The organism is Candidatus Accumulibacter aalborgensis (genome assembly GCF_900089955.1).
Taxonomy (GTDB): Bacteria; Pseudomonadota; Gammaproteobacteria; order Burkholderiales; family Rhodocyclaceae; genus Accumulibacter; species Accumulibacter aalborgensis.
The window spans coordinates 20,038-38,935 of record NZ_FLQX01000101.1 but is presented as its reverse complement, the minus strand read 5'-3'; the positions used below and the strand labels follow the sequence as shown (position 1 = coordinate 38,935).

The following is an 18,898-nucleotide window of genomic DNA, read 5'->3' as shown; positions in this document are numbered from 1 at the left end:
CCTGTTCTGATTCGATTATTGCGATATGGCGGCCAGCGCGAGCAGCGCCGGGTCGACGTCGAACCGCTTGCCGGTAACCGTGTGCAAGGTCGTCTTGTTGCCTTGGCCGAAGGTGCTGGTCAGCGTTACCTTCTCGACGCGCTCGCCCTGGGCAAAACGCGAGAGCGCGTCGCCGGTCGCAGCGACGACGGTGTATGTAGTCTGCGCCGAGAGCACGTTGTTGCCGAATGGGATGTCGACCGAGACGCTCGTCGTGGCGTTGTCGGGCGATCCGGCCGTTGGCGGACTATCTACCGTAACCGGCGCGCCATATCGGGGAATCACGCTGACCTTGACGGTGCTGCCGATCGGGATGCCCGATGTGGCGAGCGTGAGGGTGACAGGGTTGGCCGTCGTTGTCGGAATCGTCACGTCGCCGAAGCCGGTGGGACTTGCCGGAACCGGAATGCCGGCCACGGTGGCAAAGCGTAGTGCGGGCTGCCCGGTGACGAACAGAGATCCCGGAAGGCCGAAAGTGAACGTCGGACTTGTCGTTCCGATACCCACCAAATTCTCTGCTTCGAGGCGAATGCGACCTTGACTGCCCATCCCCGGGCCGCTATGGGGTATTGTTCCGCCGTCGGCACTGATGATTCCCCTGTCCGTGATGGTCGTGGCAACAACTCGAATCGCTCCTCCACTGCCAGCCCCACCTGGGGTCTTAGCGGGTCCCGGATTACCACCCCCAGCGGTTATCGAACCGCTAACCGTCACCGTCCCCGTCGCAGCAATCAACAATGCACCACCGCCGCCGCCTCCCCCTCCACATTGCCAGCCTCCCCCTGACCCACCTCCACCACCGGAACCCCCAATCAAGGGCAACAGCAAGTCGGATCCATAGGCAGGGCCACCTGCACCCCAACCGGCAGCGCCAGTCCTAGTCAGCCCGTTGTGGCCTGTTGTCGCGTGGCCAGCACCGCCCCCGCTTCCATACAAGGGTCCGTCCAGGTTTGATGTCGGTTCCGCGCCGCCACCGCCGCCAGGACCCAAGCCGTTGCTACCGTGACCGGTACCGGCCGTGAGACCCCCGAACCCTCCGTCGAACCCACCCGGCCCCCCTTTTCCTGGTAGCCCGTCGTCCAGCGGATTGTCGTCACCAGTCGCTGGGGCACTCTGGCCATTGAGATTAATGGTCCCAGTAATCACTGCGTCCCCCCCTACAAGGAGCGTCACCGGTGTGTTCGTCGCATTGCGCTTGAATGTCACGGTCACGCCAAGCGGAATATTGACGCTCCGATAGTTCAGAATGCCGTTCGGCGGCAGAACGACCTCCGTATTCTGCTGCGGGTTGAAGTCGCCATCTGCGCCGGTGCTGCCGCTATCGAATGCCGCGGCAGTCGAAGGCAGCAGAGCAAAGGCAATTGTCATGGCGGCAAGAACAATGACGGTCCGCTTCATTTCAAATTCTCCTCTCGAATATGCCGAACCCTGTCACTCGCGGTTCACGCCGACGTCTGGCGCGACGATCGGGCCGATCAGGCTGCCCACGCCGCCCGGAGCCTCGGGTCGGAAGAGACCCACATTCGGCGCCGTAAACGGCCCGATCGAACTCGCTCCACCACCCGGGGCCTCGGGTCGCAAGACTCCCACCATCGGCGCGTAGGCGCTGCTCGCACCCGCGACCGGCGCCGAGACATAAATAGCGAGTTCGGCCGGCGCGAGCGTTGCTGAACGGGCGTTCAAGAGAGTAGTGCCCGAAGCAATTGCCGAGACGCTGACACTGGCCTGCGTCTGGCCGGGTGGGAAGGTGACGCTCGCAGGTGAAACCGATGCGACGGCGGGGTTCGCGATGGCGAGCGTGAGCGTATGCGCCACCTGGTCGGGATTCGACAAGATGATCGTCACCTGCTGCGACTGACCCGCAGCCAGCGCGTCGGGAAAGGGTGCAAAGCTCACCGTTGGCATTTGCGGATCGATCATCAGCGAAAAGATCGCGCTCCCGCGCGAGGTCGATAGCGTGAACACCCTGGCGCCGAGTGCAGCGGCGGCAGACGCCGTGAGCGTGAAGCTGGCACCGGTCACTGCCGAGGTGAGGGCGTTGCTGATGTTCAGTTCGGGGTCGGAAGTGGTGACGCGGGCACCGGACAGCCAGTTGCCGTTGACTTCGAGCCGCACCGATTGACCACGCCGCACAGCGGTCGGCACGACGCTGCCGACGGTAGGTGGACCGGCATTGCTCGACCCGCGCACCTCCAGGATGTTACCGACGCCGTCGTAGGCGTACTCGGTGACTGTTCCGGACGAGTCGAGGTGACGAACCAGTCGGCCGAGAGCGTCGTAGTCGAAGCGCTCGGTCCCCGCACGCGCGGTGGTCGCCGCCCACAGGAGCGTGGACATGGCAGCGACCACCATCCAGCCGATAATCCGAAAGGAGCTCCCTCCTCATCAGAATCGAGCGCTCGCTATCGCCGGGCGACGGGTCACACATCGTGTCGTAGCAGATTCGCAAGCCGGGGCGCCACTTTTCCATTCCCGATCCGGCATTGCGTTGCAACCATAGACCCTTCTGGCGGCGAGATCAAGCGATTCGTCACGACACGATTCGTAGACGGCTCGGCCTACTTCTTCAGGCTGTCACGAATCTCGCGCAGCAACAGCACTTCCTCGGCCAGCTCGGGCGGTGATGCCGGTGCTTCGGCTGGCGGCTCGGCCCTCTTCAGCCGATTGACCTGTTTGACCATGACGAAAATGATCAAGGCCAGGATGATGAAATTCACCAGAATGGTCAGGAAGCTGCCATAGGCGAAGATCGGCACCTGCGCCTTCTTGAGCGCATCGACCGTCCTGGCCGTACCGTCCGGAATCGTACCCAGAACCACGAACATTCCCGAGAAGTCGAGCTTGCCGCCCATGATCCACGCTATGAAGGGCATGATCAGATCACCGACCACCGAATCGACGATCTTGCCGAAAGCACCGCCAATGATCACGCCGACGGCGAGATCCATGACGTTGCCTTTCATGGCGAATTCCCTGAACTCCTTCATCATGCTCATGTGGCTTCCTTCAATTCAATTGGCAAATGGTCGGTCTTCGAATCGGCGCGATTATAGGAGCAAAGCGCGCTTTGGGTGAAGCACGTCAAACGCGGCGCAGTTTTTCGCCGGCAGCGGCCAGCGTCGCTTCCTGCTTGGCGAAACAGAAACGGACTACGCGGTCATCACGACCATCCGGGTAGAAAGCCGATACCGGAATCACCGCCACGCCCGCCTCACGCGTCAGCCAGCAGGCAAATTCGCGGTCGGGCAGATTGGCAATGGCATCGTAGCGTGCGAGTTGAAAATAGGTGCCGCGGCAAGGCAGCAATTCGAAGCGCGAAGCGCGCAACTGATTGCGAAAATACTCTCGCTTGCCTTCGTAGAACGCCGCCAGTCCTAGATGGCGCGAGGCATCGCGCATATACTCGGCGATCCCTAGCTGGCCAGGCGTGTTGACCGTAAACACGTTGAACTGATGGACCTTGCGGAACTCGGCCATCAGCTCGCCGGGGCCAAGCACGTAACCAATCTTCCAGCCGGTGATGTGATACGTCTTGCCGAAAGAGGAGACGACGATACTGCGCGCCGCGAGTTCAGGACGACTGGCGACGCTGTGGTGCTGCGCACCGTCGAAAACGATATGCTCGTAGACTTCATCGGACAGGATCACGATGTTGGTGTCGCGCGTCAGTTCTGCCAGGCTGGCCAGGTCGTCCGCGTCGAACAGGCTGCCGGTCGGGTTGTGCGGCGAGTTGATGATCATCATTCGCGTTCGCGCGCTAAGCAACGAGCGAACCTGCTGCCAATCCGGGCGGTAGTCCGGGAAGGCGAGCGTCGCGAACACCGCCTTGCCACCCACGGTTTCGATCGCCGGCAGGTAGCTGTCATAGACCGGAGCGAAGACGATCACCTCGTCGCCGCTACGCACAAAGGCGGCAATCGCAGTGAAAATCGCCTGCGTGGCGCCGGCGGTGACCGTGATCTCGTGCTCGGCGTCGTAGCGGGCGCCGTAGAGACTCGCCACCTTGTCGGCGATCGCCTCCCGCAGCTCGGCAACGCCGGCCATCGGCGGATATTGGTTGTGTCCCGCGCGCATGGCGCGCAAGGTGGCGTCGAACAAGGCGGGGTCGGCCTGAAAATCGGGAAAACCTTGCGACAGATTGGTCGCCCCGCAATCGGCGGCGAGCTTCGACATCACGGTGAAGATGGTGGTTCCGACCCAGGGCAGCTTCGAGTCGATGGCGACGGAGGACTTCTGCATAATGATCCGCGCTGGCCGCGGTGAAGAGTGGTCGAGCCGGCAGTTTAAGGTGAAAATCGCGCCAGCGACTCAGGATCCCTACCGTCTGCCAGCATTCGCTGCGCAGCGTTTGTTTATCAGCCCGGAGTACCACGATGACTGCACCCGCCTGGCGAAGCCTTTTGCCACCCCTTTCCGCCCTCGGCCTGGCGGTCGGAACGGCCGTCGCTGCACCGGCACTGCCCGGGCTTGGCGCCGACCTCAGCGGCCTGACCGTCTCCGGCGTCTCGTCGGGGGCCTACATGGCGGTCCAGTTTCAGGTAGCGCACTCGAAGCTGGTGCGCGGCGCCGGTGTCATTGCCGGCGGACCGTACGATTGCGCCGAAGGATCGACGTGGCGCGCGCTGACCAGTTGCATGTCGCCTTCGTCCTGGGCGCCGCTGCCATCGCTGGCGGAGTTGCGGCAGCGCGCCGAAAACCTGGCGCGCGCCGGGCGCATCGATCCCCTCGACAACCTGCGCGATGACCGGGTGTGGCTCTTCTCGGGTGGCAAGGATGACCAGGTGACGACGCCGGTGATGGATCGGCTGGCCGAGTTCTACGGCCATTGGCTCAGTCCGGCAGCGATTCGCTACGTCAAGCTGCCCGCCGCCGGACACGCGATGATCTCGGTCGCCGATCCGCAAGCCAACGCCTGCGACGGCGCGCAAACGCCTTTCATCAACCGTTGCGGCGACCTCGATGCGGCGGGTGAAATCCTCGCCCATCTGCTTGGCCCGCTGCAGCCACCGACGGCGGCTGGCGAGATGCTGAGCTTCGACCAGCGCCCCTTCGTCGACGGCAAGGCTATCGACGCCGGGCTGGCCGTCGAAGGCTATGTTCATGTGCCACGGTCGTGCCGTAGCTCGCCTTGCCGGATACACGTCGCATTCCACGGTTGTCGTCAGAGCGCCGCGCAGATCGGGCGGCGTTTCGTCGATGGCGCCGGCTACAACGCCTGGGCGGATAGCAACCGGATCATCGTCCTCTACCCGCAGACCGTCCCGCGCGTCGGCCTGGCGATGGGGTCGTGGAAGTGGCTGAACAACCCGTTTGCCTGTTGGGACTGGTGGGGCTATTCCGGCGACGGCTACGCCACTCGCGATGGCCGGCAGATCGCCGCCGTGCGGGCGATGATCGGCCGTCTGGCGACGCCTCGTCAGGCCTCTGGTCAGTAGCCCGAGATCAGACAGCCCGCTGCCCCCGCGATGTCCGGCAGGACTATGACGAGCCGCCGCGTACCTTGCCGTAAATGACCAGCAGCAGGATCGCCATGATCACCGAGGCGATGAATCCAGCCCCCTCCCCGGCCCGGTACCAGCCGAAGAACTGACCGACCGCACCGGCAAGGAAGGACCCGCCGATGCCGAGCAGCACAGTGACAATGAAGCCCATGTTCTCCTTGCCGGGATGAATCAGTTTGGCAATCACGCCAATGACAAAACCAAGAACAATCGTCCACACGATTCCCATTGCCCACTCCTTACCAATATGGCGGAAGGCGAAAGCAGGTCGCGCGGTGGCGACCTGCCAGTCTGGCGCAGCGAGCACGCTGCCTGCCAGCACCCACGAAGACCCGCCCTTGCACTTCGGGCCGCTTCGTCGCCTGGAAAGCCAGCCTTACCTTACTCCAGCGGCGGAATCCGCAGCACCTGCCCGGGATAGATCTTGTCCGGGTGGCTGAGCATCGGCTGGTTGGCCTCGAAAATCACCATGTACTTGTTCGCATTGTCGTAGTGCTGCTTGGCGATCTTCGACAGGTTGTCACCCGAAACGACGGTGTAGAAGGTGGCTTCCGGCTCGCTCTGATCAACCGACATCATGTCGTTGACCTGGGAAACGCCGGTCACGTTGCCACAGCAGAGCAGGATTTTCTCCTTGCTCGCCTGGTCGCCGGCGACACCGAAGACCGTTGCCGTCGAGGTGGCGCCGTCGAAGGTCACGGTCAGCCCCGTCACCGTCAGATCCTGGGTATTGATGTAGGCCTCGATGGCGTCCCCCGCCGTGCGGTTCATCTCATCGAGTCGTGCCTTGGCGTCATCGTCACCGGGCGCGCTGGCCACTGCGTCGGAAGCGGCCTCGGCGTCCTTGGCATGAAAGAGCTTCTCGCCTGCTTCCTTGACAAAATCAAAAAAACCCATGCTGTCTCCTCCTGGTCGGTTGGCGCCGGCCTGCGCCGAAAAAATAGCCACGCTCCACGGGTGTCCGTAGGCTCGTTCGAGTCTAGCAGTTCCTGCGCCTTTCCGAAACGACAATAACATCAGGGTTGCGTTTACAGTCAGTCTGGGTGCAGACTGCCGCTGCCCACAAAACGCTCGGGTCAGAATGACCAACGGTCACCAGTAAACAGTAGCAAGCAGCGAGCGGGCAACACGGTTTTCCGACAGCCCGCTACCTTTGATTCATTAGGTGGAGAGGAAAAACAGCAATGGATTTTGTGATCGTTCTGGCAGCCTTGTGCTTCCTCATGTTTGTCGCTTACCGCGGCTACAGTGTCATCCTTTTTGCGCCAGTGGCGGCACTCGGCGCAGTGCTGCTCACCGACCCCGGCATGGTCGCGCCGATGTTTACCGGCCTGTTCATGGACAAGATGGTCGGCTTTGTGAAGAACTACTTCCCCGTATTCCTGCTCGGCGCGGTGTTCGGCAAGGTGATCGAACTGTCCGGTTTCTCGAAGTCGATCGTCGCTTCGGTGATCAATCTGCTCGGTCCGCAACGGGCGATGCTGTCGATTGTCCTGGTCTGCGCGATTCTGACTTACGGTGGCGTCTCGCTGTTCGTCGTGGTTTTTGCCGTTTATCCGTTCGCCGCCGAAATGTTCAAGGCGAGCCGAATTCCCAAACGGTTGATCCCGGGAACGATCGCCCTCGGGGCGTTTACGATCACCATGGACGCCCTGCCTGGCACGCCGCAGATCCAGAACATCATCCCGACGACCTTCTTCAAAACGACGACCTGGGCGGCACCCTGGCTAGGAGTGATCGGCGCGGTGTTCATCATGACCTGCGGCATGGCCTATCTCGAATGGATGCGCCGCCGCGCACTGGCGGCGAATGAAGGCTACGGTACTGACCTGCTGAACGAACCAGTCGCTTTCGAGCACGAGAACCTGGCCAACCCGTGGATCGCCATCCTGCCGCTGGTCATGGTCGGCGTGGTGAACAAGGTGTTCACCAACATCATTCCGGACCTCTACGGCAAGGAAGTCTCCTTCCTTCCGGCGGTCATCGGCACGGTCAAGCCGGTGGTGCAGAGCATCTCCAGCATCGCCGCCATCTGGGCCGTCGAAGGAGCGTTGCTGGTCGGCATCCTGACGGTCTTCATTTTCGCCGGCAAGACCGTGCTCAGCAAGTTCGCCGAAGGCTCCAAATCGGCGGTCGCCGGCGCCCTGCTGGCGTCGATCAACACGGCATCGGAGTACGGTTTCGGCGCCGTCATTGCCGCCCTGCCAGGCTTCCTGGTCATCGCCAACGCGCTCGGGGCGATTCCGAACCCGTTGATCAACGAAGCGATCACCGTCACTTCGCTCGCCGGCATCACCGGCTCGGCGTCTGGAGGCATGAGTATTGCGCTGGCCGCCATGTCGGAGACCTTCATCGCCAACGCGCACGCCGCAGGCATCCCGCTGGAAGTCTTCCACCGCGTCGCGGCGATGGCCTCCGGCGGCATGGACACGCTGCCGCACAACGGCGCGGTCATTACCCTGCTGGCGGTCACCGGCCTGACGCACAAACAGTCGTACAAGGACATTTTCGCGATCACCATCATCAAGACCATGGCCGTTTTCGTGATCATCGCCGTGTACTACGCGACCGGGATTGTCTGATTCCATCCGCAAGCCATCACTCCACTGGAGACAAGTCATGCCTCTTGCCAATCATCCCATGGCCTCGTCGTTACGCGCTTCCGATACCGGCAAGGTGGTCTCCCCGCGCGACGCGGTGCGTTTGATTCGCGATGGCGATACCGTCGCGACCGGCGGTTTCGTCGGTATCGGCTTCGCCGAGAATATCGCCATTGCCCTGGAAGAGCTTTTTCTCGAAGGTGAGAGTGAGGACGTCCACGGCCTCGGCCGGCCCTGCAACCTGACCCTGGTGTACGCGGCCGGACAGGGTGACGGCAAGACTCGCGGACTCAACCACTTCGGCCACGACGGCCTGGTCAGCCGCGTCATCGGCGGACACTGGGGGCTGGTGCCCACGCTGCAGCAACTGGCGGTGGCGAATCGAATCGAGGCCTACAACCTGCCGCAAGGCGTGATCACCCACCTCTATCGTGATATCGCCGCCGGCAAGCCGGGAACGATCACTCGCGTCGGCCTGGGAACCTTTGTCGACCCGCGTTTCGGGGGCGGCAAGCTGAACGACAAGACGACCGCAGATATCGTTCGCGTGATGGAGATCGACGGCGAGGAATACCTCTTCTACAAGGCGTTCCCGATCAATGTCGGCATCATCCGCGGCACGACGGCCGACCCTGATGGCAACGTAACCATGGAAAAGGAAGCGTTGACCCTGGAAGCGCAAGCCATTGCGATGGCCGCCAGGAACTCGGGCGGTATCGTCATCGTCCAGGTCGAGCGCATTGCCGAACGTGGCACTCTCAATCCGCGGCAGGTCAAGATACCGGGCATTCTGGTCGATTGCGTGGTGGTCGCCGAAAAACCCGAATACCACATGCAGACCTTCGCCGAACAGTATAGTGCGGCTTTTGCCGGCGAGATCAGGGTGCCGCTGTCGGCCATTGCCGCGATGCCGATGAGCGAGCGCAAGATCATCTGTCGTCGGGCGGCGTTTGAGCTCAAGGCCAATGCCGTCGTCAATCTCGGCATCGGCATGCCGGAAGGAGTGGCCAATATCGCCGCCGAGGAGCAAATCTCCGACCTGATGACGATGACCGCCGAACCCGGCGTGATCGGCGGCATCCCGGCCGGCGGCCTCAACTTCGGGGCATCGACCAATGCCGCAGCGATCATCGATCAGCCGAGCCAGTTCGACTTCTACGACGGTGGCGGCCTGGACATTGCGTTTCTTGGCCTCGCGCAGGCGGACAAGGAGGGCAACCTCAATGTCTCCAAATTCGGCCCGCGCCTGGCCGGTGCCGGCGGCTTCATCAACATTTCCCAGAACGCCAAGAAAGTGGTCTTTGTCGGTACATTCACTGCCGGCAGCCTCGAAGTTGCGCTCGAGGACGGCAAACTGCGCATCCTCGAGGACGGCAAGGCCGTAAAGTTTGTCGACCAGGTCGAGCACCGGACTTTCAGCGGCCCGCAGGCGCTGAAGAGTGGCATGACCGTCCTCTACGTGACCGAGCGCTGTGTCTTCCGGCTCTGCTCCGAAGGGCTGGAACTGATCGAGATCGCCCCCGGTGTCGATCTACAGAAGGACATCCTCGACCGCATGGATTTCGTTCCGGTAATGCACTGCGAACCCGCGCTGATGGACGGCCGGATTTTCTGCGAAGAGCCGATGAAACTCCGGTCGGAAATGCTCGCCATTCCGATGGCCGATCGCCTCTCGTACGATGCCGCCAAGAACCTCTTCTTCCTCAACTTCGAGGGTCTGAGCATTCGCAACCAGAGTGACATCCAACGCGTTCAGCATGCGGTCCGGGACAAGCTCGCGCCGGTCGGCCACAAGGTCTATGCGATCGTCAATTATGACCGCTTTTCCATCCTTCCCGAACTCGTCGACGACTACATCGAGATGGTCAAGGAGGTAGTCGAAACCCACTACCATAACGTGACGCGGTTTACCTCCAATACCTTCCTGCGCGCCAAGCTGGGCGAGGCGCTGGAGAAGCGGAAGATCGCCGCGCGCAGCTATGAAACGGCGGCCGAGGCCGAAGCGCACGTCAGGGAAGGATAAGTCCGGACTGGCTCACGGGAAGGTGTGAATTGGACCCGGCTGGCCCATGGCAGAACGGCAAGAACCGCGGCTCTCGCCGTTTACCCTGTTCAGAACCAACCTTCGACCTTGCTGCGCGTGGGCACGCCTCCGGCATGCACGACCTTCCCGTCGAGCACCACGCCGGGGGTGGATATAACGCCATAACGCATTATATCGGGCAGGCTCTCGACCTTCTCGATCGTCACCTCGGCACCCTTTTCCCTGGCCACCGCCTCGACCAGGGCAACCGTCGAGCGACAGTTGGCACAGCCGGTGCCGAGAACCTTGATGTTTTTCATGGATTATCCTTTTTCAGCACGAATCATAACAGCCAGTTGAAAATGTAGCCGACAGCAAGAATGCCACTCGCCACGACACCGGCAAAGGTGGCGATCAAGGTCGGCTTCAGTGCTTTCCTCAGAATGATCATCTCCGGCGCAGAAAGAGCGATCACCGCCATCATGAAAGCCAGGACCGTACCCAGCGCAGCGCCTTTGCCGATCAGCGCTTCGACAATGGGAATGATCCCCGCGGCATTGGTATACATCGGTACCCCGAGCAGAACCGCTGCCGGCACCGCCCACCAGACATCCCGGCCCATGAACGAGGCCATGAAATCCTCCGGCACGTAACCGTGAATGCCAGCACCCAGAGCAATTCCCGCCAGAATGTACGGCCAGACCTTGCCGACGATTTCCCGCACGTGCGCACCGCCCGCTGCGAAGCGTTCCAGCCAGGAAATCCGCTCGCCGGGCACCTGAGCAGGCGGAGCGGCAAGGATTTTCTGGACCCAATCCTCGAGGTGACGTTCCATCTTCAGCTTGCCGATCACCAGACCGGCGACGATGGCCACCACCAGCCCCAGGCCGAGGTAGAGGCCAGCCACTTTCCAGCCGAACATGCCGAAAAGGAGCGCCAGGGCTATTTCATTGACCATCGGCGCCGCGATCAGGAACGAGAAAGTGACCCCGAGCGGCACGCCGGCGGAGAGGAAACCGATGAACAGAGGAACCGCCGAGCACGAGCAGAACGGCGTCACGATGCCCAGCGTTGCGGCCAGCACATTGCCGACGCCTTCGCGTTTGCCGGACAGCAGCGCCCGGGTGCGCTCAGGCGAAAAGAAGGTCTGGATGATTCCCATGACGAAGACGATCCCCGTCAGTAGCAGGAGCACCTTGGGGGTATCATAGAAGAAAAAATGCACCGCTTCGCCGAAGTGCGTTTGCCGCGAAAGACCCAGCACGCTGACCAGCGCATCGGCAAACGCGGTCAATTGACTGTAGGCAAGTACCCACAGTACACAGCTCAGGCCAAGCCCGATCAACCAGCGCTTGAGCAGCGCGTCGGCGAGTTTATCGATGGGCAGGACATGCATGCGCTAACTCCAGGTGACCCGGGAATTCTATACGACGGTGTTCGCCAGATGTGGGAAACTCGCGTTGGCGCGTCGCGCTGAAAAATTCCGGAGAGAGTGAATGACGAAGAAGATGTTATGGATTCTGCTCGCCTGGCTGCTCACAGCCCCGGCGTGGGCACTCGATCCCCAAGGTTCCGAGCTGGCGCTGCTCCTTCCGCAGCCGCAGCAAGCGCAAGCCGCCCTGTGGTCCGCGCAGATCCTCACGCGCTACCACTACAAGGCCGCGCCGCTTGACGACGCCATGTCGGAAAAGATCTTCGCCCACTATGTGGAATCGCTGGATAAGGAAAAGAACTTCTTTCTGCAGTCCGATATCGACCGTTTTGCCAGCGCACGGACGCAACTGGATGACGCGATCCTCAAGCAGGACCTGAGCATCCCGTTTGCGATGTTCAACCTTCAGCGGCAGCGTCTTGCCGAGAGGGTCTCCTATGCACGCCAGCTCCTCAAGCAACAACCTGACTTCACGTTGAAAGAGAGCTACCCCTACGTGCGCGATAAAGTGCCCTGGGCGAAGAACGAAGACGAGATCCGGGAGTTGTGGCGCAAACGCGTCAAGAACGATTGGCTGCGGCTGAAGCTGGCCGGGAAAGACGACGCGGCGATCCGCACCACCCTGGACAAGCGCTATGAGAACTACCTGACGCGCAACGCCAGAATCAAGAGCGAGGACGCTTTCCAGATCTTCCTGAACGCCTACGCGACAGCCATGGACCCGCACACCAACTACCTCGGGCCGCGCGCGGCAAACGATTTTGACATCTCGATGCGCCTGTCGCTGGTCGGCATCGGCGCTGTGCTGCAGGAACGCGACGAGTACACCACGATTCGTGAACTCGTTCCGGGCGGCCCGGCGGCTCTGTCGGGAAAGCTCAAGGTCGGCGACAGGATCGTCGGCGTCGGGCAAGGAACACAGGCACCGGTCACGGATGTACTCGGCTGGCGTATCGACGACGTCGTCGCACTGATTCGCGGCGAAAAGGACACCACCGTGATGCTCTCGGTCCTGCCGGCCGATGCCAGCCCCGACGGCAAGCCGACGCTGATTCCCCTGGGCCGCGCAAAGATCAGCATCGAAGCTCAAGCGGCGAAGAAGTCGATCATCGAGACCAGAGACGGAATGATCACCCGCCGGATCGGCGTCATTTCCCTGCCCACTTTCTATGAAGATTTCGACGCGCGCCGAAAAGGCGACCCGAACTACAAGAGCGCCACCCGTGACGTCGAGCGCCTGCTGGGCGAGTTGAAAAAGGAGAAAGTCGACGGCGTCCTGATCGATCTGCGCAACAACGGCGGCGGCTCGCTGAGCGAAGCGGTCGACTTGACTGGCCTGTTCATCGACAAGGGGCCCGTGGTCCAGCAACGCAATGCGCAAGGACAAGTGCGGATCGAAAACGACAAGCACAGCGGTTTCGTCTGGGCCGGTCCGCTCGCCGTGCTGATCAATCGTGGCTCGGCGTCGGCATCGGAAATCGTCGCTGCGGCGATCCAGGACTACGGTCGCGGCCTGGTCATCGGCGAAAAGAGTTATGGCAAGGGCACCGTGCAGACGGTGATCCACCTCAACGAAGTCGCCAAGGAGGAAAAATCGCCACTGGGCGAGCTGAAGATGACCATCGCCCAGTTCTTTCGCGTCAATGGGGGCAGCACCCAACTGCGCGGAGTCAGCCCCGACATCGTTTTCCCGAGCACGAGCGAAGCCGACGAATTTCGCGAGGCAAGCTCCGAAAACGCGCTGCCCTGGACACAGATCAAGGCCGTTGACTTTGCCCCCTCCGGCCGCGTGACGACGGTGCTTCCGGTCCTGCGCTCCCGCCACGATGCGCGCGTGGCAAAAGACAAGGACTTTCAATACCTGCTCGAAGATATCGCCGAGTTCAAGGCTCTGCGCAAGAAGAACCAGATTTCGCTCAACGAAACGGAACGTCGTGCCGACCGCGACAAGCAGGAGGCAAAACAGAAATCGCGTGCCGGCAAAAACGAGTCCACCGCACAGAAAGCGGCCCACCAGGACGACGGCCTGCTGGCCAACGAACGCGCCCTGAGCGCCGATCTGGCTGAAGAACAAGAGCAGAAGAAGGCCAAGGATGTGCTCTTGACCGAGAGTGCCCATATTCTGAGCGACGAGATCGGCCTGCTCAAAGCCGATCCGCGGCTAGCAGCGCAGATTCTGCCGGCAGCCAGCGCGCTGGAAACCCAGATGCGCTGAACTCGCTGCTCACCGCGCTGGACGCCGTTCAACGGCCAGCGCGAATACTTATCGGCCGATCGCCGGGTCGGCCTCCTTGCCAAACCATACGACGGCATAGTGTTCTGATACCGCAGCTCCAATTGCCTTCCAGTGAACATCTGCCCACTTACCGTTGTTGACTATCACACTGTTATGCCCTGAGCTGCTTTGCCAGCCTCGGAGAGCCGTTTCAGGGGTAACGCCCGAGCCGTGATGGGCGATTTCGTAGCCATTGCCGCGGTACACCCCGCCAGTGATTTCGCGAGGTTTGTCCCACATGCACCTGGCCTGAGCGTGATCGGCGGTGTAACAGCAGGAAGTCCAGTCCCCTGCCGACGACCAACTGTGGTTGTTGCATTGCCCGTTTGGTGGCATGCGCTCCAGATCCTTGACATGGTCCACAGCCACTTGGGTCAGCGAAGGTGAGCTTGCGACTGGGTTGAGACCCTGTTCGACTCGGTACGCGTTGACCATGCGTATCAATTGTTCATCTGCCGAGCGCGGCCTGTCCTGAGCAACGGCGATCGCGGAAAAGAATGCCAGTGTCACTGGAGCGATTCGATGGTTCATGGCTTGCGGCACCTTTCGGGTTGGGACGAGACCGGTTACATGGGCCACGGCTACCAGGAGCCGTCATGTGATACGAGTGGAATACGATAGCATACATCCAAGGCGCGGCGCCGTTTGCTTGTCAACTCTCCGTGGATCTGTCGTCAGGACTTGGCGATCGTCTGTTCCCTATCTACAATCGGCGCCTGCCGTACCATCAGCGTGAACTGGCGCACCTCGTCCAGCCAGCGCAGGCGATCCAGAAGGGGCAACTGGCTGTAGGCCAGCAGCCGCTCGTCCGATATTTCATAGCTGAAATCCATACGTTCCACGTTCATCCCCGCCCCAGGTCCTTCAAACGTTCCAGTGCGTTGACATCTGCCACATCGCGCTGCCTGCCGGTTCCCGTCTTCAGTGCTATCAGGTCGTCGATATGGACAAGGCGAACACGGATGTCCCCCAAATTCTTTTCCACATGCCGCGCCCAAGCGATATCAAAAGCCACTTTCGGCTGCACAAGGATATCGACCGTCGGCGCACTCAATTCCTGTGAGCGTAAGGCAAACGCCAGCATATGTTTCTCGCTGATCCACTGTTGAAGGGTTTCTGGATCAGAAAAATCCTTCATCGACACGGGCAGCACCGGCGTCATCCCCAGACCTTCGGCGGCACGACGAAAGGCAGCAAGATTCTCTGCATCCATGGCGAGCATCAAGTCGATATCCATCGTTGCCCGCTCGACACCATGAATATTCAGCGCCAACCCGCCAATCAAGACATAGCGGACATTCTCACCGTCAAGGGCACGAAACAGGTCAAGGTAAAACATTCAACTACGCCCTCGCTAATTGGCTACGACTCTCGAAATTCAATCCGGGCCCACACCATTTATTTTCAAGGAATATGATCTGAGCTTCGCCCTTTTGGCTCTCGTCCGCTTCCGACCCTCAGGAGCCAGTCAGGTGTCTCCGAACCGGCCGTCCAAAGCTCGAAATCAGCGGCCTGCCGCGCAGGTCTAGTGCATTGACGGGTTGCGCATAGGCGGCTAAGGCAGATGCTTGGCAGTGACCTTCGTGCCCACGAACTCGATGCCGTTCTGGTCGAGACGCAGTCTAGTCTTCTCGGTGTTCGCGAAGTGGACCTTTCCCGATGCAACCCAGAGCCATTTCGCCACGCGCGCACCGTCGCGCAGGTGGCCCCTCATCTGTTCGCGCGCGGCGACGCGCTTATTGATCAACGTGGTGATCTCGTCCTGCTTGGCCGAGTGAGGCTCAACGGCCACAACGTTACCGCTCGGAGCATGGCCCAGCAAGTAGTCCCATCGGTTCGCCTGTTCATGGTCAGGTTGCATGGCCTCGTCCAAGTCAAGGCTATCAGCAAACGTCTGTCGAATCGCAGCGTCGAAGTAGCCTCGGTGCGCGTTCTTCAACGCGCCCAATCCATTGGCTACCAAGGGCAGAAGCATCGAATCCCCCCGCAGAGCACTCCTAACTGGCGTCTTCTTAGCACCTTTGTTCACAACTCTGCCTCGTTCACAGCCTTGCGCACAGCATCACCAAAGCGGGAAGAGAACTCCGTCAGACCGCCCCACCCTGCGATACGCTCTTCCTCTGCGCTTGGATCGAGTTCAGAGATGTCCACTGACGTGACTTTTCCACCGTCGTCGAACTGCATTAGATACGCACGGAAATCCTTGCCAATCGCCTCTTCAGCTACGCGCCTCATAGGAGCCCGCGCCACGTCGAATGCGTCGCAGACTAGTTGCCAGCGCGCGTTTTGCTCCTTCAATTGGCGCATCATCCATAGCATCGTCAATACATGTGGTGAGTGCGTCGAGAGCACTACCCGGTACCCGCGCCATAAGAGATCAAGAACGAGGAGCATCACAGCGGTCACCGCTTGAGGGTGAAGACCCATCTCGGGCTCTTCAATAACAACCCATTCTGTTCCCATCCGCTTGCGCAGTTGCACTGACGGGAGTAAGTGGTAGAGACCGAGCATAAGAGGCGTGAATTCGCGCTGCCCAGCGGTCCATGTCATGAAGGGCAAGTGCATCGCGCCGTGCACCAAGCGAAGGCGCTGCGCGTGCTGGCTGTCCTCTTCGATGCCGATCGTGCCGCCGTGAAATACTGCCTCATCGATCTTCTTACGGATCTCTCGCTTCAGCCTCTTTTCGACGGGAAAAAGCGTGCCCGCATCCTTGCCGCTGAATCGATCAAAGAGGTTCTGGCTGAACATGCGTGCCACAGCGGGAGTGTCTGATGTGAGCTTCTGGAATGGTGAGGCCCAGCCATCGCTGATCAGCATTGAACGGTGCGCCGGGACGAAGAAGAGGCGTTCGCTTCCGTTTCCGATCCTGGCAAGGTTCTTGGGGGAGATTTCTTTCTTATCGAGCCTAACTTGAGTCTCACCATCTCTCCAGGCTGGAGCCATGCCGCTGCCGAAGATCAAGTCGATAAGCACGTCAGGCCGATCAGTGGGATGTCCGGCAGCCTTCAGAGCATCGACGAGTTGTCGGCCGTCCATCGCCACCTTGAGCCACTGCAGCGCTAGGCTCTTACCTGCTCCCTGTGGTCCGACCAGCACGGTTAGGTCGCCGAAAGTGAGGTCCACCTGCTTCATGTGCGCGAAGTTTCGGACAAGTAGCCTAAGGGGTCTATTTGACGCAGGAGCTTCCTCGAATGCTGCCGGCTTCATGGGGTGCCTCACTTGATAGAACGGGCATTGTATTGGGCAAGGGGCAGTATTTCAGACATCTTGCTAAAGGGTGACCCACGCGCTGTTTCGTCCAAAACTGCTACTTGTATAGCATATCCTATGCTTTCGTCGAGCACAGCTATGCTGTGCGCTTGAACGCAACGTGCTTCCATAGAAGGCTCTTTGTAGGAAAGCCGGCCACATTTGCGGAACTGCCCCCCCAGGGCTCCAAGCAAGAGAAGCGAGGATAACGACACTGTAGAAGAAGTCTATGCATGATTGCATCGTGCCACCAGGCCAATGGAATGCCAACATCGATCGGCAGGTATTGGCCGAGAGGGGACAGAGAGCAGGTTTTCCATCTTTTGCCTGAAGCGTCAGCGTTCTCGAAAATCACGCCGCCGTCAGAATGAAATCCACATGCACTGCATCGTAAGGAAAACGAAACCCCGCCTGGTCGCGCTCGATCAGCCCAATGGCCAGCAACGAATGCACGTCGGCATGCACGCCGCGCACGTCGCGCGCCACGCGACGCGCAATTTCCCGCAGTGCGAGCGGCCCCGCACCCGTCATCACCTTGAGGATGTCCCAGCGTAGCGGCGTCAGCGTGCGCCATAGCGCGCGCTCATCGACAAAGCCGATGAAGGGCGCCATGCGCTTGCCGGTGGTCATTGCGCGTATGAAGCGAGCGTTGATCTCTTCGCGCGACGCGACGCCGATGGTTACGGTGTTTGTCATCTCATTTTCTCCAATCATCGACGGCGGTCCAGAAGTCCACCAAAAGCTGTTCCAGCGAGGTGAAGAGGTAGGTGCCTCCGCTTCGCCGCGGTGGAAGTGGTCGCCCTTGCCAGCCTCGTTATCAAAGCGGAGCACACACACCCCATCCACCACGTAAGCCAGACTGTACTTCAGGTCGTGCATGCTGCCGGGCACCTCGGCCGGCACCCGGAATACACGCACAGCGACAAAAGCATGGTCCCCCTTGAGGGTAGCGGTCATCGAGGATCAGCATGGCTGGCATGTTGTAAATGCTAACAACAGTGATGGGCGTTGTAAAGCAATGCAACAGGCGGCTACCATCGCTGCAGTTGGTATTCTCGTCTTCACCCTCAGCGCTAACGTGTCAAGGTCATGCCTATACGCCAACAGACCGTGCTCAAGTCATGACGATGGGGTTGTTGCTGGCTACTCGCAGCACGCCCCGACTGGCCAATACCCTACTCCCCCGCGATCACGCGAGCCTGCCAGGCGCCCACATCAGCGGCACGACACAACTCCTGCAGTAGTTCAAACGCGGCCTCGGCGTGGCTCGTCGCGGCGGGGCTCAGACCCTCACCCAACTCGAAGCGCTCACCGCGCACACAGAGCACGAAAGCTGGCGGCGGCGCTTCCTGACTGATGCGCGCGAGGACGGCGAGCACCGATTCGGGAGGCAGCGAATGTGTGCTGGGGCTGGCGGAGTCGATGACCTGCGCCCGACGAAAGACAAATGGCGCCGGCGTCTGCTGTCCGGCGTCGATGAAGAGCGCCAGGCGCCGTCCGACGAGGTCCAGCGCATGCTCGACCTGCAACTGGAAGTCGCCGATCAACTCGAAGTCGTCGGCCAGACCGGCGAAGTCAGCGGACTCGAGCCAGGCCTGCAGGCGATCGAGGAGGATCGGTCCGAGTGCGTCGTCTCCGCGGCTGGGGTTGCCGCAGGCGAGAACCACGACCGGCGCGAGGGACGTTTCCGGCGCTTTCAATTTCTCGGATTCGCAGGTCGGGTTGGCGTCGCTCTTCGGCGTTGCTCAGGACTGGCATAACCCGACACTTCGGCCGCAG

At 60.9% G+C, this 18,898-nt stretch carries 19 protein-coding genes; 4 read left to right on the top strand and 15 right to left on the bottom strand.

All coding sequences use genetic code 11. The features are described 5' to 3' along the window. Positions 1 to 15: 15 nt before the first annotated feature. The 4 genes from ACCAA_RS07915 to ACCAA_RS07900 all read right to left on the bottom strand — a co-directional run bounded on the left by ACCAA_RS07915 (position 16) and on the right by ACCAA_RS07900 (position 4,278). Positions 16 to 546: a hypothetical protein gene (locus ACCAA_RS07915; RefSeq protein ID WP_186406699.1), complete on the bottom strand. Its 531-nt coding sequence runs from the start codon at positions 544 to 546 to the stop codon at positions 16 to 18. A gap of 924 nt (positions 547 to 1,470) precedes the next feature. Beyond that, on the bottom strand, positions 1,471 to 2,376 hold the full coding sequence (locus ACCAA_RS07910) for an RHS repeat domain-containing protein (RefSeq protein WP_186406698.1): 906 nt from the start codon (positions 2,374 to 2,376) through the stop codon (positions 1,471 to 1,473). A gap of 221 nt (positions 2,377 to 2,597) precedes the next feature. Next, positions 2,598 to 3,035: a large conductance mechanosensitive channel protein MscL gene (gene mscL, locus ACCAA_RS07905; protein WP_186406697.1), complete on the bottom strand. Its 438-nt coding sequence runs from the start codon at positions 3,033 to 3,035 to the stop codon at positions 2,598 to 2,600. An 85-nt stretch (positions 3,036 to 3,120) separates the two neighbouring features. After that, complete coding sequence (locus ACCAA_RS07900; RefSeq protein ID WP_186406696.1) at positions 3,121 to 4,278, bottom strand: pyridoxal phosphate-dependent aminotransferase; 1,158 nt, start codon at positions 4,276 to 4,278, stop codon at positions 3,121 to 3,123. A gap of 134 nt (positions 4,279 to 4,412) precedes the next feature. On the opposite strand from ACCAA_RS07900, the gene ACCAA_RS07895 reads away from it, so the two are divergent. Beyond that, complete coding sequence (locus tag ACCAA_RS07895; RefSeq protein WP_186406695.1) at positions 4,413 to 5,474, top strand: extracellular catalytic domain type 2 short-chain-length polyhydroxyalkanoate depolymerase; 1,062 nt, start codon at positions 4,413 to 4,415, stop codon at positions 5,472 to 5,474. Between the two features lie 43 nt (positions 5,475 to 5,517). On the opposite strand, the gene ACCAA_RS07890 is transcribed toward ACCAA_RS07895, so the two are convergent. Then, entirely contained in the window at positions 5,518 to 5,769 is a 252-nt protein-coding gene (locus ACCAA_RS07890; RefSeq protein WP_186406694.1) for a GlsB/YeaQ/YmgE family stress response membrane protein, read from the bottom strand. 152 nt (positions 5,770 to 5,921) lie between these two features. Continuing rightward, the gene (gene lysM / locus ACCAA_RS07885) at positions 5,922 to 6,437 is read right to left on the bottom strand and encodes a peptidoglycan-binding protein LysM (RefSeq protein ID WP_186406693.1); all 516 of its coding nucleotides are present in this window, start codon (positions 6,435 to 6,437) and stop codon (positions 5,922 to 5,924) included. Positions 6,438 to 6,724: 287 nt separating this feature from the next. Between lysM and ACCAA_RS07880 the strand changes: the two genes are divergently transcribed. After that, positions 6,725 to 8,122 carry a GntP family permease gene (locus tag ACCAA_RS07880; protein WP_186406692.1) on the top strand — a complete coding sequence of 466 codons (1,398 nt, stop codon included), beginning with the start codon at positions 6,725 to 6,727 and terminating at the stop codon, positions 8,120 to 8,122. Positions 8,123 to 8,159: 37 nt separating this feature from the next. Continuing rightward, positions 8,160 to 10,163, top strand: a complete 2,004-nt coding sequence (locus ACCAA_RS07875) for an acyl CoA:acetate/3-ketoacid CoA transferase (protein ID WP_186406691.1) — start codon at positions 8,160 to 8,162, stop codon at positions 10,161 to 10,163. Between the two features lie 89 nt (positions 10,164 to 10,252). On the opposite strand, the gene ACCAA_RS07870 is transcribed toward ACCAA_RS07875, so the two are convergent. Both ACCAA_RS07870 and ACCAA_RS07865 read right to left on the bottom strand, forming a co-directional pair. Then, positions 10,253 to 10,483 carry a thioredoxin family protein gene (locus ACCAA_RS07870; RefSeq protein WP_186406690.1) on the bottom strand — a complete coding sequence of 77 codons (231 nt, stop codon included), beginning with the start codon at positions 10,481 to 10,483 and terminating at the stop codon, positions 10,253 to 10,255. A gap of 23 nt (positions 10,484 to 10,506) precedes the next feature. Further along, complete coding sequence (locus ACCAA_RS07865; protein ID WP_186406689.1) at positions 10,507 to 11,559, bottom strand: permease; 1,053 nt, start codon at positions 11,557 to 11,559, stop codon at positions 10,507 to 10,509. 100 nt (positions 11,560 to 11,659) lie between these two features. Between ACCAA_RS07865 and ACCAA_RS07860 the strand changes: the two genes are divergently transcribed. Continuing rightward, the gene (locus tag ACCAA_RS07860; protein WP_186406688.1) at positions 11,660 to 13,810 is read left to right on the top strand and encodes a carboxy terminal-processing peptidase; all 2,151 of its coding nucleotides are present in this window, start codon (positions 11,660 to 11,662) and stop codon (positions 13,808 to 13,810) included. A 48-nt stretch (positions 13,811 to 13,858) separates the two neighbouring features. Here ACCAA_RS07860 and ACCAA_RS07855 read toward each other — a convergent pair whose 3' ends face one another. The 7 genes from ACCAA_RS07855 to ACCAA_RS07820 form a co-directional block, all read right to left on the bottom strand. Next, the gene (locus tag ACCAA_RS07855) at positions 13,859 to 14,401 is read right to left on the bottom strand and encodes a CAP domain-containing protein (protein WP_186406687.1); all 543 of its coding nucleotides are present in this window, start codon (positions 14,399 to 14,401) and stop codon (positions 13,859 to 13,861) included. A 143-nt stretch (positions 14,402 to 14,544) separates the two neighbouring features. Then, positions 14,545 to 14,718, bottom strand: coding sequence for a hypothetical protein (locus ACCAA_RS07850; RefSeq protein WP_186406686.1), 174 nt, complete (start codon positions 14,716 to 14,718; stop codon positions 14,545 to 14,547). After that, positions 14,715 to 15,209, bottom strand: a complete 495-nt coding sequence (locus tag ACCAA_RS07845; protein WP_186406685.1) for a nucleotidyl transferase AbiEii/AbiGii toxin family protein — start codon at positions 15,207 to 15,209, stop codon at positions 14,715 to 14,717. The genes ACCAA_RS07850 and ACCAA_RS07845 overlap by 4 nt, the downstream gene beginning before the upstream one ends. Before the next feature lie 216 nt (positions 15,210 to 15,425). Beyond that, the gene (locus ACCAA_RS07840) at positions 15,426 to 15,845 is read right to left on the bottom strand and encodes a hypothetical protein (protein ID WP_186406684.1); all 420 of its coding nucleotides are present in this window, start codon (positions 15,843 to 15,845) and stop codon (positions 15,426 to 15,428) included. A gap of 50 nt (positions 15,846 to 15,895) precedes the next feature. Beyond that, entirely contained in the window at positions 15,896 to 17,002 is a 1,107-nt protein-coding gene (locus ACCAA_RS07835) for an AAA family ATPase (RefSeq protein WP_245754490.1), read from the bottom strand. 468 nt (positions 17,003 to 17,470) lie between these two features. Next, positions 17,471 to 18,076 (bottom strand): toxin-antitoxin system TumE family protein, encoded by a 606-nt coding sequence (locus ACCAA_RS22575; RefSeq protein ID WP_342674037.1) that lies wholly within the window; start codon positions 18,074 to 18,076, stop codon positions 17,471 to 17,473. 218 nt (positions 18,077 to 18,294) lie between these two features. After that, on the bottom strand, positions 18,295 to 18,819 hold the full coding sequence (locus ACCAA_RS07820) for a hydrogenase maturation protease (protein ID WP_186406681.1): 525 nt from the start codon (positions 18,817 to 18,819) through the stop codon (positions 18,295 to 18,297). Positions 18,820 to 18,898: the final 79 nt, after the last annotated feature.

Excerpts from the sequence above, each read along its gene's own strand:
- ACCAA_RS07910 (WP_186406698.1), bottom strand. The coding sequence starts at position 2,376 with ATGTCCACGCTCCTGTGGGCGGCGACCACCGCGCGTGCGGGGACCGAG.
- ACCAA_RS07880 (WP_186406692.1), top strand. The coding sequence starts at position 6,725 with ATGGATTTTGTGATCGTTCTGGCAGCCTTGTGCTTCCTCATGTTTGTC.
- ACCAA_RS07860 (WP_186406688.1), top strand. The coding sequence starts at position 11,660 with ATGACGAAGAAGATGTTATGGATTCTGCTCGCCTGGCTGCTCACAGCC.
- mscL (WP_186406697.1), bottom strand. The coding sequence starts at position 3,035 with ATGAGCATGATGAAGGAGTTCAGGGAATTCGCCATGAAAGGCAACGTC.
- ACCAA_RS07850 (WP_186406686.1), bottom strand. The coding sequence starts at position 14,718 with ATGAACGTGGAACGTATGGATTTCAGCTATGAAATATCGGACGAGCGG.
- ACCAA_RS07875 (WP_186406691.1), top strand. The coding sequence starts at position 8,160 with ATGCCTCTTGCCAATCATCCCATGGCCTCGTCGTTACGCGCTTCCGAT.
- ACCAA_RS07900 (WP_186406696.1), bottom strand. The coding sequence starts at position 4,278 with ATGCAGAAGTCCTCCGTCGCCATCGACTCGAAGCTGCCCTGGGTCGGA.
- ACCAA_RS22575 (WP_342674037.1), bottom strand. The coding sequence starts at position 18,076 with ATGACCGCTACCCTCAAGGGGGACCATGCTTTTGTCGCTGTGCGTGTA.
- ACCAA_RS07865 (WP_186406689.1), bottom strand. The coding sequence starts at position 11,559 with ATGCATGTCCTGCCCATCGATAAACTCGCCGACGCGCTGCTCAAGCGC.
- ACCAA_RS07870 (WP_186406690.1), bottom strand. The coding sequence starts at position 10,483 with ATGAAAAACATCAAGGTTCTCGGCACCGGCTGTGCCAACTGTCGCTCG.
- ACCAA_RS07855 (WP_186406687.1), bottom strand. The coding sequence starts at position 14,401 with ATGAACCATCGAATCGCTCCAGTGACACTGGCATTCTTTTCCGCGATC.
- ACCAA_RS07835 (WP_245754490.1), bottom strand. The coding sequence starts at position 17,002 with ATGAAGCAGGTGGACCTCACTTTCGGCGACCTAACCGTGCTGGTCGGA.
- ACCAA_RS07845 (WP_186406685.1), bottom strand. The coding sequence starts at position 15,209 with ATGTTTTACCTTGACCTGTTTCGTGCCCTTGACGGTGAGAATGTCCGC.
- ACCAA_RS07895 (WP_186406695.1), top strand. The coding sequence starts at position 4,413 with ATGACTGCACCCGCCTGGCGAAGCCTTTTGCCACCCCTTTCCGCCCTC.
- ACCAA_RS07840 (WP_186406684.1), bottom strand. The coding sequence starts at position 15,845 with ATGCTTCTGCCCTTGGTAGCCAATGGATTGGGCGCGTTGAAGAACGCG.
- lysM (WP_186406693.1), bottom strand. The coding sequence starts at position 6,437 with ATGGGTTTTTTTGATTTTGTCAAGGAAGCAGGCGAGAAGCTCTTTCAT.
- ACCAA_RS07890 (WP_186406694.1), bottom strand. The coding sequence starts at position 5,769 with ATGGGAATCGTGTGGACGATTGTTCTTGGTTTTGTCATTGGCGTGATT.